The organism is Symbiopectobacterium sp. (assembly GCF_047692315.1).
Classification (GTDB): Bacteria; Pseudomonadota; Gammaproteobacteria; order Enterobacterales; family Enterobacteriaceae; genus Symbiopectobacterium.
This window is the reverse complement of record NZ_JBLLJS010000007.1, coordinates 49,366-64,115: the sequence shown is the minus strand read 5'-3', so window position 1 is coordinate 64,115 and position 14,750 is coordinate 49,366. Positions and strand designations below refer to the sequence as shown.

The window sequence follows — 14,750 nt, the reverse complement described above, 5'->3', positions numbered from 1 at the left end:
CAATATGGCAGGTTTAAAACTTCAGGCCGTCACCAAATCCTATGACGGTAAAACACAGGTGATTCAGCCCAATCGATCTGGATGTGGCGGATGGTGAATTTGTGGTGATGGTTGGCCCTTCCGGCTGTGGCAAATCCACCTTGCTACGTATGGTGGCTGGGTTGGAACGTACTACCAGCGGCGATATTTATATCGATGGCGAACGGGTGACAGAGCGGGAGCCGAAAGATCGCGGCATCGCCATGGTGTTCCAGAACTATGCGCTGTACCCGCACATGAGCGTCTATGACAACATGGCCTATGGGTTGAAAATCCGTGGCTTTGGCAAGGCGCAGATCCGCCAGCGTGTCGAAGATGCTGCGCGCATTCTGGAGCTCTTTCCGCTGTTGCAACGCAAACCGCGTGAGCTTTCCGGTGGACAGCGCCAGCGTGTCGCTATGGGGCGCGCCATTGTGCGCGAGCCGGCCGTGTTCTTGTTCGATGAGCCGCTCTCCAATCTGGATGCTAAACTGCGTGTACAGATGCGCCTCGAGTTTCAGCAATTGCATCAGCGACTACGTACCACCAGCCTGTATGTCACGCACGATTAGGTAGAAGCCATGACGCTGGCGGAGCGCGTTATTGTGATGAACAAAGGGATTGCAGAACAGATTGGGCCGCCGACGGAAATCTATCGCCGTCCGGCCTCACTGTTCGTCGCCAGTTTTATCGGCTCTCCGGCCATGAACCTGTGGGCCGGGCGCATTAGCGATGAAGGTACGCAGTTTATGCTCAGTGCGGAGTGCGCGATACCGCTGCCAGTGGCGAAACCTGAATGGCGCGGGCGGGCATTGACGTTGGGCGTCAGACCGGAGCATATTCAGTTGACCACGCGTGAGGCAGGCGGCATACCTCTGTTGCTGACCACCCTTGAACTGCTGGGGGCGGATAATCTGGCGCACGGTGTATGGGGGGAACAGAGCGTGGTGGTGCGCCTTTCTCATGAACAGTGCCCGGCGCGCGGCGACACCCTGTGGCTGGCTCTGCCGCCGCCGGCGTGGCATTTCTTTGATACTGAAAGCGGATTGCGGGTGGAATAATGGAAAAACAGTGGCCTTACCCGGCGATTGTCGCCCATCGCGGCGGCGGTGCATTGGCACCGGAGAACACACTGGCCGCCATTGAAGTGGGCGCGCATCACGGGCATAAAATGATCGAGTTTGATGCCAAACTCTCTCAGGACGGTAAGATCTTTTTGCTGCATGACGACACACTGGAGAGAACCACCAACGGCTGGGGCGTGGCGGGAGATCTACCCTGGGATAAACTGGTGGGGCTAGATGCGGGCGGGTGGTACAGCAAGCAGTTTGTTGGTGGGCGCTTACCTCTGTTATCCGAGGTGGCGGCACGCTGCAAGCAGTACGGTTTAGCCGCCAATATCGAGATTAAACCCACCACCGGACAAGAAACCCTTACGGGTCGCATCGTGGCACAGGCGGCAGCACTGCTGTGGCGCGATCATCCGGTTGAGCCGTTGCTCTCATCTTTCTCCGTCGAAGCGCTGGCGGCTGCGCAGCAGGCGGTGCCGACGCTGCCGCGTGGGCTGTTGTTGGATGAGTGGGAAGAGGACTGCTGCGTCTGACGCGCGATCTCGATTGCGTCTCCATTCACCTCAACCATGAACTGCTGGATGCGCAACGCGTGGCGCTGCTGCGTGCGGCACCGTGAACTCACCGGCGCGCGCGCGTGATTTGCTGGCCTGGGGCGTTGACTGCATCTGTACAGACCGGATGATTTAATCGGAGCGGAATTTGTCGCCGGCTAAATCCGCCCACATCCCCTGAGCGATGCTCAGGGGAGATAATAACTCGTCTAATAAGCCGGTGATTGCGCGCCTTTCTGTCCGCGCTATGTTGCCTGATGTGTCCGATTTTGTTAGTGGGCGCTTACATTGATCAGGCCAGGCCATCTGGCGCTGCTGAGTGAGGCATTGAAGGATTAACCTATGCCCCCCTTTGTACTCTCCTTTTGGCACCAGGTGGTGATTTCATTACCGCTGTTTGTATTGATTATTCTGGGTTACAGCCTGATCCGGTTTGCCAAATGGCCCACCGCGTTCACAGACGGCGTCAGCCGCTTTGTTTTCTCTGTCGCCCTGCCTGCCATGCTGTTCCGCATGATGAGTGATTTCTCGAAACGTCCCCCGGTAGATGCCCGCTTGCTGATCGCGTTTTTCGGCAGTTGTCTGATCGTGTTCGTGATTGGACGCATTGTTGCCCGCAAGGTGTTTGATTTGGACGGCGTCTCCGGCTCGGTATTTGCGCTGAGCGGCATATTCTCCAACAACGTCATGCTGGGTTTGCCGCTGGCAACCACCATTCTGGGTGAAGAGGCTGTGCCTTCCGTTGCGCTGGTATTGGTGTTTAACGGCCTGATTTTGTGGACGCTGGTAACGGTATCGGTGGAGTGGGCGCGTAACGGCACGATGTCGCTGCAAGGATTTGGCAAGACTGCCGCCCACAACCAAAAATCTTGATAATGGGCGGCGTTGACGCGTTCAGCTTTGGCGGCGTTCGTGAACAGAACGCAGGCGACTACCAATAATATTTGAGCTGCGTGGCCCATTGGGTGCCTTTGAATTCGGTTTTCAGCTGAGTAAACCAGGCTTTGCGCGTTGCCTTGCTGATCTCTTGCGTGCCGCAATCGTTCATGCTGCTGGGCGCATAGCAGTAGATAGCACGATAAAGCGCGTAGCTTTTGTCTTCCGGCGGCGCATGCGGATCGGCAATCACCTTCATGTAAGCGTCCAGCTGGGAATAGGCTTTCCCTGTGAATTGGCTGGGCGCGTTAGTCAACGCTTCCAACTGATTTCTTTCACCCCAATCGAACCCGACCTCATTTCCGGTGCGGAAAAAGAATTCCCCCAGACAAGTTGGTGGCGTGGGCATCATTAGGACGTTTGTTTAATGTGGACACCACCGTGGTCAGCGACGGGCATTGGTAACCCTCTTCAGTATCGCTGCCATCCCAGGCAAACGCGGTGAGATCCTCCATATTCCAACTGGCGTTCTCCGCGCTTTTCAACGGTTCGATGGTGCGCAACAGCTCGCTGTCTTTGAGATAAGCGGCATAGTCACGGTGTACCAGTGATTGTGTCAGCAAGGTATGCAGTGCTACGGCGCGTTCTTCATGGGTTTGCTGCTCGCCGGTTTGCTGGCGCAGCAAGTTGGCGTTGGTGGAGGTTTTCAGTACGGCTGAGCGGAAGCGCAGATTTTTAACCGGGCTGTCCGGCGCAAAAATGACATCAGGGTGGCCTGATTTAACCAGCGTTTCCGCCAGAGACAGTTGCAGATACTGCTGCTGCGTTTCGTTGGTTTTTAACGTTAACAGATGCCGCCAGTGCGTTTCCGCCTCGCGCCAGCCGTGTTCCGCTTCAAGCGCCAAACCGCGCAGTATCTGGAGACTGAAACGCGTGGTGTCCGCCAGATCGTTGCCCGTCTCTTCCGGAATCAACGCCAGCGTGGCCGCCGCGTCCCGCTGTTGGTAATAGTGGAAGGCCGCCTGCAGATAGCGATACTGCTGTTGCATACCAGCATCGTCAAACATCGCTTGCTGAGCGATGAGTTCCGCTTCTGACAACGCGGGCCACTGCATCCAGCCTTTGTCACTGCGCAGCCGTTTCAGATCTTGTACCAGCATCAGCAACGGCGCTTCTGGCGTCTGAATAAAAATGCTGCTTTCCAGCAACTTATTATCAATTTCGTTATTGATCGTCTGTAAGGCATCCAGGTCTTTCTGCACGGCAATGACTTGCTGATAGCACGCTGACAGGGCATTTTCATCACCGATCACCCAGTAGGCACGGCGATAAAGCCCACGGGCAGAATCGGCGTAGAGCCCTTTCGGGTAGGCTTGCAGATAGGCGTCAATGCGTTCGACTGCGCGCCGACCTTGTTCCTTGTCAGCCTTATCAACATTGAACATGTTGTATTCATCCAACGCATTTTCCATCGCCTGATTCAGCGATACGCGGATCAGCATGTAGCGCGCGGTTTCTGCCACCCACGGCTGGTTGGCCGTCGTTAGCGACTGAAAGCCGCTGTTTGCCTGTTCAAACAGGCCCTGATAAAAGGCCACTGCATTGATCAAATACTGTTTGAGTTCTCCGGCATGGCCGTCAGCGGGCAGGTTCGCGAGATCGCGGGTCATAGTTGCAGACGTGGTTGCGGAGGAGAGCATGTTGATACGGGCCTGCGCAAGCTGAATGCGCTGCGGCGCGCTGAGCTGGGTATCCGCCAGCAACACATCGAAAAAGGTCTCTACCGCGTTGACGTCATTGGAGACGTGGCGACCCTCGTTCTCTTCCGGTGCCAGCGTATCCATCTGCGCCTGAACCTCTGGAGGAAGCCCCAACAGTTTGGCCTTGGCTGTCAGTGACGATGGCTTATCTGCACTGTCTGAGCTGGCTTCGTCCAGGCCTGCTTCGCTGGCCGTCAAGCCCATCACACGATAGGCGGTAAACGGGTTTACTCGGGTTCGTGTCTGATCGGGTAACGGCTGCGGCAGCGGCAGGGCCAAATGGTGGCGGTTGCTTTGCAGCAGGATCAGATTGACGCAGGTGTCGTTATTGGGTTCCAGATAAGGCAGCGCAGCAATGCCGCACTATGCATCGGAAAATCCGCATACGTCATCACCCGAACTTAGCGCCTGGCCGCTGAAGAGAAGTGCAAGTGCGCCAGCCAATAAGGTAACACCTTTCATTATCACTTCCTGTTTAACGGACAAAGAGCAAAGCGGTTGCACCGCGTTTTGCTCAAACTGACCGCCTTGATGAATAGCGGGAAATATCGCTCACTCTACTGAGGAGCCGCAAAACACAACAAGCAGATGACCGAAATTCGAGTATCGGCAAACTTCTGTTTATTCAGGCCCGGTTCAGCGAAGGCTAGCGCGCGGTCACGATGGCCACCTTGCTGATGCCCGCACGTTCAATGCTAACCAGTGATTTTGCCACCAGACCATAATTGACCGTTTCACTGGCACGTAGTTGCACCTGAATACGTTCATTTTCGCTGTGTGCGGCGATAAGCCGCGGTTCCAACTGCTCAAGTGAGGTTGGCGTCTGCGCAACGAACAGTTGGCCTTCATCGTCGATACTCACGACCAGCGGCTGCTGCGTGTCTGGCGGGGCGGTGGCCGCGGTTTTGCAAATTGACCGGTACGGCGTTAGTGAGCAACGGCGCAGTGACGATAAACACCACCAGCAGTACCAGCATCACATCCACCAACGGCGTGACATTGATTTCGCTTTGCAGCTTCGATGTTGAGTGGGGGGTAAAAGCCATGTTGGTGCTCCTGTCAGGGATGTGTTGCGAGATGCGTCGCGGGTGTCAGGCTGAAGCCGTTTTTTACCCGACGCAAAAAGTAGTTGTAGCCCAGCACGGCGGGAACCGCGACAGCGATACCAATCCCGGTGGCCAGCAAGGCGGAACCGACGGGGCCGGCAACGGTTTCCAGACTGGCACTGCCTGCCTGACTGATGCTCTGCAACGCTTCCATGATGCCCCACACGGCGCCAAACAGGCCGATAAACGGTGAAATAGAACCAATGGACGCCATCACGGCCAGACCGGCTTCCAATCGTTGGCTCTCGCGCTAAATTTGATGCCGCAGGGCGCGCTCGAAGCGGTCTTGAAAATCGATGGATTGCGCCAGCCCACTGTTGGCGGGGTTATCAACCTCCAGTGAGGCGAGCCCCGCGTGGGCGACGTTGGCGGCTGCACCCGCGTGCTGGGGGTGTTCCATGTGAACATCCGCCAGCGCTTTTGCGTGCCAGAACGCGTGCAGGAAGTGTCGGTCGCGACGCTTCAGGCGTGAGAATTGTATGCTTTTGATAATCACCAGTGACCAGGTGATGGTGGAGAAGACGATCAGTAACCAGATCGTCAATGTTTCTATGGAATACCCGCTGTGAGTGGGCAGAGTCATCTGTGACCTCGAGAGTGTTATTGTCAGTGCGCGGCCAGGTTGCCGCACACATCAGGTTAAAAAGAGTGCCTGTTTGCACTATTGCAGTTTGAAGCTGAGCGGAAAGCTGGCCCAGCTCTCCATGGGCGTTCCTCCGCGACGCGCCGCAACGAATGACCATTGTCGGACTGCCGCTACCGCCGCCTGATAGAGAATGTCGCGCCCGCTACTGCGCACTATCTGGATTTCACCCGGCCGTCCGGATGCCAGCACTTGTACCCGTAGCTGTACCGTGCCCTGCCGTTTGCGCTTCAATGCCAGAACGGGGTATTGCGGTGGCGGGTTATTCAGGTGATCCGCAGTGGCAGATGCTGGTGTAATTGCACCTTCGGATGTCGTTGGCGCACCGGAGGACACCGGTGCTGCCGTATTTGCGGTGGCATGACTGCTCGGTGTTGCAGTGCTCCGGTCGACCGTTTGCTGTGGTTCAGCGGTTGGCGCTTTACGGGCCGGAGCCTTGGGCACCGGTTTTTTCACCGCTGGCGTCTTCACGGCTTCCGGCGCAGGTGCCTCCTGTGGCACGGAGGCGGGCGCTTCTGGCTCGGGTGGCGGCGTGCTCTCTTGCGGTGCCGTTTCTGTCTGTTGAGCGGTCGGAGCCGATGCAGCTGCCGTCATGCTCGGTTCGGCACTGAGTGCCAGTTCCACGCTGATAGCGGGAGCGGCTGAAGGCGGCATGACCACGGCAGATGTCGCCGATAGGTAATAAATCACTCCCCGTGCAGCAGTGCCGCCAACAGGACGGTGACGACCTGCTCGATACGTATGCGCATCCCCTCGGATAACGTGATAGACGGCGTGTTCATATCATGGCTCTCTAATGATGTGCGTCGTGGTTGTCAGGCGGGCCTGAACAGACGGTAAGGGCGTTTGGTTTTCGACGGTCGAGGGCGATTGCGGCCCCGCACTGTTTCTGGGCTGGGCAATCACCTGCAATTGATGGTGATGCCAGCGCGCCAGATGTGCGTGGTGGGTCACGCTGATCACCGTGATATTCAGACAATCGCTGCCAACGATGGCATTCTGCGCATTCGCGATTTGCAACTGCATCTGCCCGATGGCACAACGCTCTGCGCGTTGCCCGATACCGACATCCAGCCAGGGGAAAGCTGGATGATCGTCGGCGGTTCGGGCAACGGTAAGAGTACGCTGCTACGCGCACTGGCTGGGCTATGGCCTTACGGCAGCGGCAACATCATGCTTCCCAGTGGAGGCCGCCCCTTTGCTCCAGGCTGTTGGTGTGGAGGGACTGATGCTACGACTGCGGATGGTGAAATTGCTGACACGACCGCCGACTACCCCCAGGTGAGCGGATCGAGTAATTGCAGGCGCGTTTGGCCGTAGACACCGCTTTGAATCGTTCGGGTCAGGTAACCGTTGGTCGGCGTGACATCATACTCACGCACCGCGGACGGATCGAACAGGCTGATGCCGGTTTGCCGAGCGCCAGCCCGATTATACCCCGCATACTGATACGCATAGTCATCATAGTTGTAGCCAATTAGCGCCTGATGCTCACGGCCCAGCAGTTGGAAAGGGCCACCCGCGTAAAGATCCAGGCCGTAACGTCGGTATTCGCTATCGAACTGGCGGTTATACCAGTAGCTAACGGTGTGGGTATCCGGATCCACGCCTGAGGAGACGAAGCTGTCTTTGTAGCCGCTGTCCTTGTCGAGATAGCGGAATTTGCTGGTGGCGGTCCAGCCGTTATCAAAGCGCTGTTCGATGCCCGCAACATACTCCTGCGTGTGGCTGTCGCTCCAGGCCCAGTCAGGCGTTGGGTTGAGCGAACGGGAGACATCCAGCAGCGCACCCGTGGTATAAGCGGGCAGGCCGTAGTAGGGAGCCTGAATGTGGTTAAGCTGATTGGCAAAAGTGACAGAGAGTGTGGTGTCTGGCGTCATATCGTATTCCAGCACGCCGTAGAACACCTTTTTTTCCTGATGGGTTCGGTCATAGAAGAAATCGCGGTCTTGCCAAATACCCACCGCTCGGCCTCGTAGCGTACCGCTTTCGTTCAACGGTCCGGTTACGTCCAATTCACTGCGATAGTTGTCCCAACTGCCTGCGCTCAGGGTGCCATTGAGGGCAAAACGGTCGCGCGGTTTTTTGGTGACGACGTTGACTGTGCCGCCAGGATCGCCGCTGCCGTTGAGCAGTGCCGTCGGGCCACGCAGCACCTCCACACGGTCGTAGATGGCGAGATCGAACTGCTCCGACCCGCTGAGGCTGCTATAAACGGGAACGCCGTCAATCGAGCTGTTCAGGGTGTAACCTCGCGAGCGATATTGACTGCTGTCAGTGGCCGTTGGGGGTGACCGTTACCCCGGTAACCTGTTGCAGTGCATCTTCGAGCGTAGTGAGGTTTTGATCTTCAATACGCTGCCGGGTGACGACAGAGACAGACTGTGGAATATCCTTCAGCGCGACCGGTAATTTGCTGGCGACGGTGGTTTCCTGCGCGGTATAGGAGGTTGTATCTTCCCCGTGCACGCCTGTCCCCACACGGTAATCCCCCTCAGATTTGCGCCCTCACTGTCAGCACTCGCTGGTTGCGTGGTGGGGGTATCGGTCGTGATTGGATCGGCAGCAAAAGCGTTTTCTATACCGCAAGTGAGGCTGGCGACGAAAACCGCCACTGCGCTTAGTCTAAAATGATGATACCGCAGGTGATGCGGTTGCCGCCGAGACCCAGGTGCTGAGCGTGTCATGTATTTTCCCTTATCCAAATTGGTTGTGTGTTAATTCATGTGGTTACAGTGCAAACAGTCAGCACGATGCCCCTCATTTTTATTTGATAAACCCATATGGGGTATATTGAAAATCGATCTGATGCTAGAAAGGATAATGGCGTATTAAAAATGATTTTTTTGGATATGGTTTTGTTAAAACTGAAACAATGTTATCTATGATGTTGAAATTAATGCATATCTAAATTTTTGCTATGTTTTGCTAATAAAAATACCCTTATGAGGTATAAAATTTAGTGACTCAGGGGTATGTTATCCCCTCACCGACAAGGCAGACATCGAAGCATTTTAACGGAAAGTCTAAGGATAACAATGAAATGACTAATGGTAGCGATCCTCTCTCATTGCACCTTCCTATTAGCGGCATGTCCTGCGCGTTAGCGGCATGTCCTGCGCGGCCTGTGCTGTGCGTCTTGAGCGCGTGTTGAACCGCTTGCCGGGGGTGGAAGCCAACGCCAATTTCGCCAGCGAGCGTGCGCGCGTCCGGCTGCAAGGGGAAAGCGGCACGGTGCAGGATGTGATACATAAAGTCGGTTTTGACGTCGTTGAACAGAATCTGACGCTGGAACTCTCCGGCATGAGCAGCGAACGCTGCGCCGATCGCATTCAGGCGGCACTTGAAGCTCTGCCCGATGTGCATGCTACGGTACTGTTTGCCAGCAGCCGAGCCAGTGTGCGCTATCGCCCAGGCTTGGTTAGCCCGGAGCAAATGGTGTGCGCGATTGAGCAGGGGGGCTTTCAGGCTCACGTAGTCGAAGGCGGGCAGCGCGGCGAGGAACGTGAACGGCGAGAACGCGCGTGGCGGCGCGAACGCCGCGAATTTCTGATTGCGGCAGTGCTCACTGTGCCGCTGATGGCGGAAATGGTCGGGATGTTTTTCGGCAGCGGGCATCTGCTGCCCGGTTGGCTGCAAGCACTGCTGGCAACGCCGGTGCAGTTCTGGAGTGGTCGCCATTTCTATCGTCGTGCCTGGAGCGCGTTGCGCAGCGGCACCTCCAATATGGACGTGCTGGTAACGCTGGGAACCAGCGTGGCCTATCTGTTCAGCCTGTTCACGCTGCTACCACGCCGCACGGCCATCTCTATTTTGAGGCCAGTGTGGCGATCATTACGCTGGTGTTATTGGGGAAACTGCTGGAAAGCAGAGCGAAAACCAAAACCGGTGCCGCCATTGAAGGTTTGCTCAACCTGCAACCGCCCATCGCTCACGTGGAAGTGGACGGTGAGATTGAGGATCGCGATGTGGCCAGCCTGCACAGCGGCGATATTTTTGTGGTACGCCCTGGTGAGAGTATTCCCGTCGACGGCGTAATTCTCGATGGCCTCTCGGAGGTCAATGAATCGATGCTAACCGGCGAGAGTGTTCCGGTGGTGAAAGCGGTTGGTGCCGAGGTATTTGGCGCGACGCTTAACCAGAGCGGCATGCTGCGTGTCAAAGCGACTGGCGTCGGGAGCAATACTGCGTTGGCACGCATTATTCGCATGGTAGAAGATGCGCAGGGCTCGAAGGCGGCAGTACAGCGTTTGGCGGATAAAATTTCATCGGTGTTCGTGCCGGTGGTGGTGGCGATCGCGCTACTTACCTGGCTGACACACTGGTTTATTAGCGGTGATTTGGCATTCAGTCTGGTGAGTGCGGTTGCGGTGCTGGTGATTGCCTGCCCGTGTGCTCTGGGGTTGGCGACGCCGACGGCGATTATGGTGGGTACCGGGCAAGGGGCGCGGGCGGGTATATTGTTCCGCAATGCCAATGCGTTAGAGCAAGTGCAGCGCTTGCAGGTGCTGGATAAAACCGGCACCATCACGGAGGGTAAGCCTTCGGTCAGTGACGTACTGCCAGAGGCCGCGGTAGCCGAAGCTGAACTGCTACGCGTAGCCCTTTCTCTGGAGCAGCATTCCGAGCATCCTCTCGGACAGGAGCTGGCGCAGCATGCGCGGGAATCCGGTGTGGATGCCGTCGAGGTGAGCGCGTTTCAGGCGGTTATTGGCCGGGGTGTTAAAGGTGAGGTCGCAGGTGAAAACTGGCTGTTGGGGTCACCGCGTTTTCTGGCTGAAAATGACATCGTGCTCGATCAGGCGCAGATTGTCAAACTGGAAGCGCAGGGAAAAACGGTGATTGCCGTGGCCCGCGCCGGGCTTCTGCTCGGGTACATTGCGCTTGCGCTGGCCGATAAGGTGCGCGACGATGCGCGTACCGTGATCGGCGACCTGCAACGCCAGGGCATCGAGGTCATGATGTTGACGGGTGATAATCCACGTGCGGCGGCAGTGATTGCCAAACAGGTAGGGATCACCAACGTGGTGGCTCAGGTGTTGCCTGAGCATAAAGCGGCGGAGATACAACGCCTTCAGGCCAGCGGCCGCTGTGTCGGTATGGTCGGCGGTGGCATCAATGACGCGCCTGCGCTGGCGGCGGTGGATGTGGGTTTTGCCATTGGAGCGGGGTCGGATATCGCGCTGGATACGGCGGATGTGGTGCTAATGCGCAGCCGCCTCGATAGCCTGCTGGATGCCATCAGCCTGTCGCGTGCGACGCTTGGCAAGGTGAAACAGAATCTGTTTTTTGCGTTTTTCTACAACGTGCTGGGCATTCCGCTGGCGGCGTTGTCGTTACTGAATCCGGTTATTGCCGGGAGTGCCATGGCGCTCAGTTCGATTTCTGTGCTGAGCAATTCACTGCTGTTACGTCATTGGAAACCGACCCGGCGCGACTAATCACCTGAGCCCTCAGGCGCCGCCCGGTGTCACACAATGTGAAATGGAGAGTATTTTATGTCCTATGCTACAATCAACGTCCAAGGTATGTCCTTCGGCGGCTGCGCCAGTAAGGTCAAGAACGCGCTGGAAGCGCTTAATGGGTTCAGGGTGTGCAGGTCACGCTGGAAACCGGTCTGGTAAACGTGGAGTACAATGAGACAGAAAAAGCCAACCCAGACGTCTTCCGCGACACTATCGAAGGACTCGGCTTTGACATCGTCGCGTAAATGCGAGTTTTGTGCCGCTGCCACTGAAGCGGCCAATTCTGCCGATGAACCGGATGTGCGCCGGGTGGTTCAGCCGCGTAAAAAAGCGCTGCTGAACCGGCTCAACCGGATTAACGGTCAGGTTAACGGTATCGGTCAGATGATCGAACAAGACCGTTATTGCGTTGATATCCTGAATCAGATATCTGCGGCCCGCTCTGCTCTTAATGCTGTTGCCAATCAACTGCTTGCCGATCACACCAACGGGTGTGTGCGCAAGGCGGTATTGGAAGATGGTGGGGAAGAAGCGATCGCCGAGCTGTTGCAAGTCATTCAGCGTATGCGCTAGCGGGGCGGCGCAACGCGCCGTACCCCACGTGTTTTTTCTGCGCTTAGCGTTCGTTCAGCGGCAACCAAATGGCCAGACATAAGCCCCCTAACGGGCTATCTCCTGCTTTAACCCACCCTTTATGCTGAGTAATGGCATTCTCCACAATGGCTAACCCTAACCCCGTGCCGCCCGATGCGCGATCGCGCGCTTCATCGGTGCGATAGAACGGACGGAATATTTGCTCACGATCTTCAGGGTTAACGCCTGGGCCATCATCGTCAACGTTAATGGTGAGCCCTTGATTATCAACGGCAAAGGCGACGCTGATATGGGTGTGTGAGTAACGCAGGGCGTTGCGCACCACGTTTTCGAATGCGCTTTCCAGTGCGGAACGGTTACCGAACAGCGGCCAAGGGCCGGGCGGATAAGGCACTTCCAGCGTTTTACCCATTTGCTCAGCTTCAAAGCGGGCATCGTCCAGCACCTCTCCCCACGGTTCGTCGGCACGAATGTATTCACGTCCCAGCTCGTTCTTGTGCTGGTTACGTGACAATACCAGCAGATCGTTGATCATACTGTCCAGACGCTGCGTTTCGGTTTCGATGCGGTTCAGCTCGTTGTTTTCACCCTGGCGACGACGCAGGAGCGCGGAGGATAACTGCAAGCGCGTACTGCAAGCGCGTCAGCGGCGTATGCAGTTCATGGGAAATATCAGAAAGCAGACGTTGTTGAGCGGTAACCATGCGTTCCAGCGCGCTGACCATCTGGTTAAAGCTGACGCCAGTGGCCAGAAACTCTTGCGGCCCCGCTTCCAGCTCGGGGTGCTGGCGCAGGTTGCCCTGTGCTACCTCATCAGCGGCAATTTTCAGCTTACGCGCCGGTTTTGCCAGGCTCCAGGCTAGCCATAGCAGCAGCGGTGTGCTGATCAGCATCGTGACGATAAGTAACAGCAGCGGGCGGTCGAGCAACAGATTGATAAAATCGGACTGGGGGCTGTTCGCCATGCGGATCAGATAAACCTGGTAATTATCCTCACCGTCGCGCACGGAAAAGGGGCCGAGCAACTCAAGTCGGCCGTAATTCTTCTTCTGTGGGTGGTCGGCGTTGTCGGACTGGCCGATAAAGTTACGCACGATCTGCATTTCAGTCTTTTGCAACGTGCCGAAAATGCGCCCCTCGCTGGTGACGAAAACCAGACGCTGCCCCGGTGGTGACCACTTCTCGATCACCCGAAGCAAGCGTCGCCACCAAAACAGATCGTTGGGGGGATCGGCGGCAAGATCGGCTTCGATATGCTGCTCCAGCATCACGCCCTGACGATACTCACTTTCCAGCAGCGCCGTCATCTGGCGTGAATCCAGCTTGGGCAACATCAGAACTAGCATTAGCACCAAAGCCAGCGTGAGCCAGAAAATGGCGAAGATGCGTGAAGTCAAACTGTCGATCATGCCGCAGTTACCTATATTAACTTGTTGATACCATCAAATAACCGCGTCCACGCAGCGTCTTGAACCAGGGCTGCCCGTCTTTTCTCTCCGGCAACTTACGCCGCAGGTTGGAAATGTGCATGTCTATCGCACGATCGAACGGCGTCAGACGTTTACCCAGTACTTCCTGGCTAAGGTGCTCTCGGGATACCACCTGCCCCAGCCGCTGTGCCAACAGGTAGAGCAGAGTGAATTCGGTGCCGGTGAGATCCAGTACTTCGGTGTCGAAACTCGTTTCCTGACGCCCCGGATTGAGGCGCAGCCCGTCCATTCTTCGGCATCATGACATCCAACAGCAGCAAATCTACCGTACTGTCCAATACGCTTAATGCCTGTTCGCCATCGTGGGCAACGACAACGTTAAAGCCTTCCATTTCGAGCAACTCTTTCAACAAAGCGGTGAGCTCTTTGTCGTCATCCACTAACAGAATCTTGTTCATGATTAGGCTACCTCCAGGGGAAAAATACGTCATAGATCGACGGTATTCCATGACTTTACGTAGTTTTACATCCTCTGACGCATGTTTGCAGCAAGGTGTTTAGACTTGTGTTCATTGATTCACAGATTGGCGCATTACTCCGGGGGGTGATGATGCAACGGCGCATAAAAATCTCTCTCATTTCGTTGCTGATGTTAGGCGTTGTCAATGCATCAGTAGCCGATAGCGATAGTGCGTCACTGCCCGGTTGGCACCATGGCGATGCAGCCTTGCGAAACGCCATCAGTCAGCGCGGTCTGTTTGACGGTGTGAAATTGACGGAACAACAGCGTCAACATATGCGTGACCTGATGCAACAGGCAAGGCAAGACGCGCCCGTGCTGCACTTAAATGATATAGAAAAAATGCACACTTTGGTGACCGTGGAGAAATTTGATGAAGCGGCCGTCAGAAAACAGATTACGCAGATGATGCAGGCGCAGGTTGAGCGCCAGATAGAAATGACGCGTGTGCGCAATAAAATGTATAAATTGCTGAATTAAGAACAAAAATCATTTCTTGAACAGCGCTATCAACAACGAATGAACGAGATGCGTCAGCAGTTATCTTAGGCTGAAGCATCCATGTCCCCGTTTTGGGGGGCAGAACAGTGAGCCGAATCCCTGAGTAACCCTGTAGTGAGTAGTGCGTAGTGAGAGTGGTAAGGCCTTGATTTCCTTGCCATAGACACCATCCCTGTCTTTTGCCCATCATGATGACGGGATTTTTTTGCTTGT

Annotated in this window: 13 protein-coding genes and 8 pseudogenes; 9 read left to right on the top strand and 12 right to left on the bottom strand. The window is 56.0% G+C overall.

Going from position 1 to position 14,750, the window contains the following annotated elements:
* Positions 1 to 4 precede the first annotated feature (4 nt).
* The 3 pseudogenes from ACMZI0_RS02695 to ACMZI0_RS02685 form a co-directional block, all read left to right on the top strand.
* A pseudogene (locus tag ACMZI0_RS02695) lies at positions 5 to 1,079 on the top strand (sn-glycerol-3-phosphate import ATP-binding protein UgpC).
* Positions 1,079 to 1,804, top strand: a pseudogene (ugpQ, locus tag ACMZI0_RS02690) (glycerophosphodiester phosphodiesterase). Before ACMZI0_RS02695 ends, ugpQ begins: the two co-directional pseudogenes overlap by 1 nt.
* Positions 1,805 to 1,984: 180 nt before the next feature.
* Positions 1,985 to 2,494, top strand: a pseudogene (locus ACMZI0_RS02685) (AEC family transporter); the annotation flags it as partial.
* Positions 2,495 to 2,573: 79 nt separating this feature from the next.
* Here ACMZI0_RS02685 and ACMZI0_RS02680 read toward each other — a convergent pair.
* The 7 genes and pseudogenes from ACMZI0_RS02680 to ACMZI0_RS02650 all read right to left on the bottom strand — a co-directional run bounded on the left by ACMZI0_RS02680 (position 2,574) and on the right by ACMZI0_RS02650 (position 6,681).
* Positions 2,574 to 2,843: a hypothetical protein gene (locus tag ACMZI0_RS02680; protein WP_415671853.1), complete on the bottom strand. Its 270-nt coding sequence runs from the start codon at positions 2,841 to 2,843 to the stop codon at positions 2,574 to 2,576.
* 31 nt (positions 2,844 to 2,874) lie between these two features.
* Positions 2,875 to 4,557, bottom strand: coding sequence for a hypothetical protein (locus ACMZI0_RS02675; RefSeq protein WP_415671852.1), 1,683 nt, complete (start codon positions 4,555 to 4,557; stop codon positions 2,875 to 2,877).
* Between the two features lie 367 nt (positions 4,558 to 4,924).
* Complete coding sequence (locus ACMZI0_RS02670) at positions 4,925 to 5,140, bottom strand: ExbD/TolR family protein (protein WP_415671851.1); 216 nt, start codon at positions 5,138 to 5,140, stop codon at positions 4,925 to 4,927.
* A complete protein-coding gene (locus ACMZI0_RS02665; RefSeq protein ID WP_415671850.1) occupies positions 5,124 to 5,324 on the bottom strand; it encodes a biopolymer transporter ExbD in 201 nt (66 codons plus the stop codon). The genes ACMZI0_RS02670 and ACMZI0_RS02665 overlap by 17 nt, the downstream gene beginning before the upstream one ends.
* Before the next feature lie 13 nt (positions 5,325 to 5,337).
* Positions 5,338 to 5,622, bottom strand: a pseudogene (locus tag ACMZI0_RS02660) (MotA/TolQ/ExbB proton channel family protein); the annotation flags it as partial.
* 12 nt (positions 5,623 to 5,634) lie between these two features.
* Positions 5,635 to 5,967 (bottom strand): hypothetical protein, encoded by a 333-nt coding sequence (locus ACMZI0_RS02655; RefSeq protein WP_415671849.1) that lies wholly within the window; start codon positions 5,965 to 5,967, stop codon positions 5,635 to 5,637.
* Between the two features lie 78 nt (positions 5,968 to 6,045).
* Positions 6,046 to 6,681, bottom strand: coding sequence for a TonB family protein (locus ACMZI0_RS02650; protein WP_415671848.1), 636 nt, complete (start codon positions 6,679 to 6,681; stop codon positions 6,046 to 6,048).
* Between the two features lie 216 nt (positions 6,682 to 6,897).
* Between ACMZI0_RS02650 and ACMZI0_RS02645 the strand changes: the two genes are divergently transcribed.
* Positions 6,898 to 7,347, top strand: a complete 450-nt coding sequence (locus tag ACMZI0_RS02645; protein WP_415671847.1) for an ATP-binding cassette domain-containing protein — start codon at positions 6,898 to 6,900, stop codon at positions 7,345 to 7,347.
* Here ACMZI0_RS02645 and ACMZI0_RS02640 read toward each other — a convergent pair.
* From ACMZI0_RS02640 to ACMZI0_RS02630, 3 genes and pseudogenes are all read right to left on the bottom strand, one after another.
* Positions 7,299 to 8,183 (bottom strand): TonB-dependent siderophore receptor, encoded by an 885-nt coding sequence (locus tag ACMZI0_RS02640; RefSeq protein ID WP_415671846.1) that lies wholly within the window; start codon positions 8,181 to 8,183, stop codon positions 7,299 to 7,301. The genes ACMZI0_RS02645 and ACMZI0_RS02640 overlap by 49 nt on opposite strands.
* Positions 8,184 to 8,189: 6 nt before the next feature.
* Positions 8,190 to 8,258, bottom strand: a pseudogene (locus ACMZI0_RS02635) (hypothetical protein); the annotation flags it as partial.
* 43 nt (positions 8,259 to 8,301) lie between these two features.
* The gene (locus tag ACMZI0_RS02630) at positions 8,302 to 8,508 is read right to left on the bottom strand and encodes a TonB-dependent receptor plug domain-containing protein (protein ID WP_415671845.1); all 207 of its coding nucleotides are present in this window, start codon (positions 8,506 to 8,508) and stop codon (positions 8,302 to 8,304) included.
* Positions 8,509 to 9,138: 630 nt separating this feature from the next.
* Here ACMZI0_RS02630 and ACMZI0_RS02625 point away from each other — a divergent pair.
* From ACMZI0_RS02625 to ACMZI0_RS02610, 4 genes and pseudogenes are all read left to right on the top strand, one after another.
* Positions 9,139 to 9,432: pseudogene (locus ACMZI0_RS02625) on the top strand (cation transporter); the annotation flags it as partial.
* Between the two features lie 419 nt (positions 9,433 to 9,851).
* Positions 9,852 to 11,468, top strand: coding sequence for a copper-translocating P-type ATPase (locus tag ACMZI0_RS02620; protein WP_415671844.1), 1,617 nt, complete (start codon positions 9,852 to 9,854; stop codon positions 11,466 to 11,468).
* 57 nt (positions 11,469 to 11,525) lie between these two features.
* Positions 11,526 to 11,651: a heavy-metal-associated domain-containing protein gene (locus ACMZI0_RS02615; protein WP_415671843.1), complete on the top strand. Its 126-nt coding sequence runs from the start codon at positions 11,526 to 11,528 to the stop codon at positions 11,649 to 11,651.
* A 69-nt stretch (positions 11,652 to 11,720) separates the two neighbouring features.
* Entirely contained in the window at positions 11,721 to 12,065 is a 345-nt protein-coding gene (locus tag ACMZI0_RS02610) for a metal-sensitive transcriptional regulator (RefSeq protein WP_319801687.1), read from the top strand.
* 43 nt (positions 12,066 to 12,108) lie between these two features.
* On the opposite strand, the pseudogene cpxA reads toward ACMZI0_RS02610, so the two are convergent.
* Positions 12,109 to 13,495: pseudogene (gene cpxA, locus ACMZI0_RS02605) on the bottom strand (envelope stress sensor histidine kinase CpxA).
* Between the two features lie 16 nt (positions 13,496 to 13,511).
* Positions 13,512 to 13,974, bottom strand: a pseudogene (locus ACMZI0_RS02600) (winged helix-turn-helix domain-containing protein).
* 107 nt (positions 13,975 to 14,081) lie between these two features.
* Between ACMZI0_RS02600 and ACMZI0_RS02595 the strand changes: the two are divergent.
* A complete protein-coding gene (locus ACMZI0_RS02595; protein WP_415671842.1) occupies positions 14,082 to 14,516 on the top strand; it encodes a Spy/CpxP family protein refolding chaperone in 435 nt (144 codons plus the stop codon).
* Positions 14,517 to 14,750: the final 234 nt, after the last annotated feature.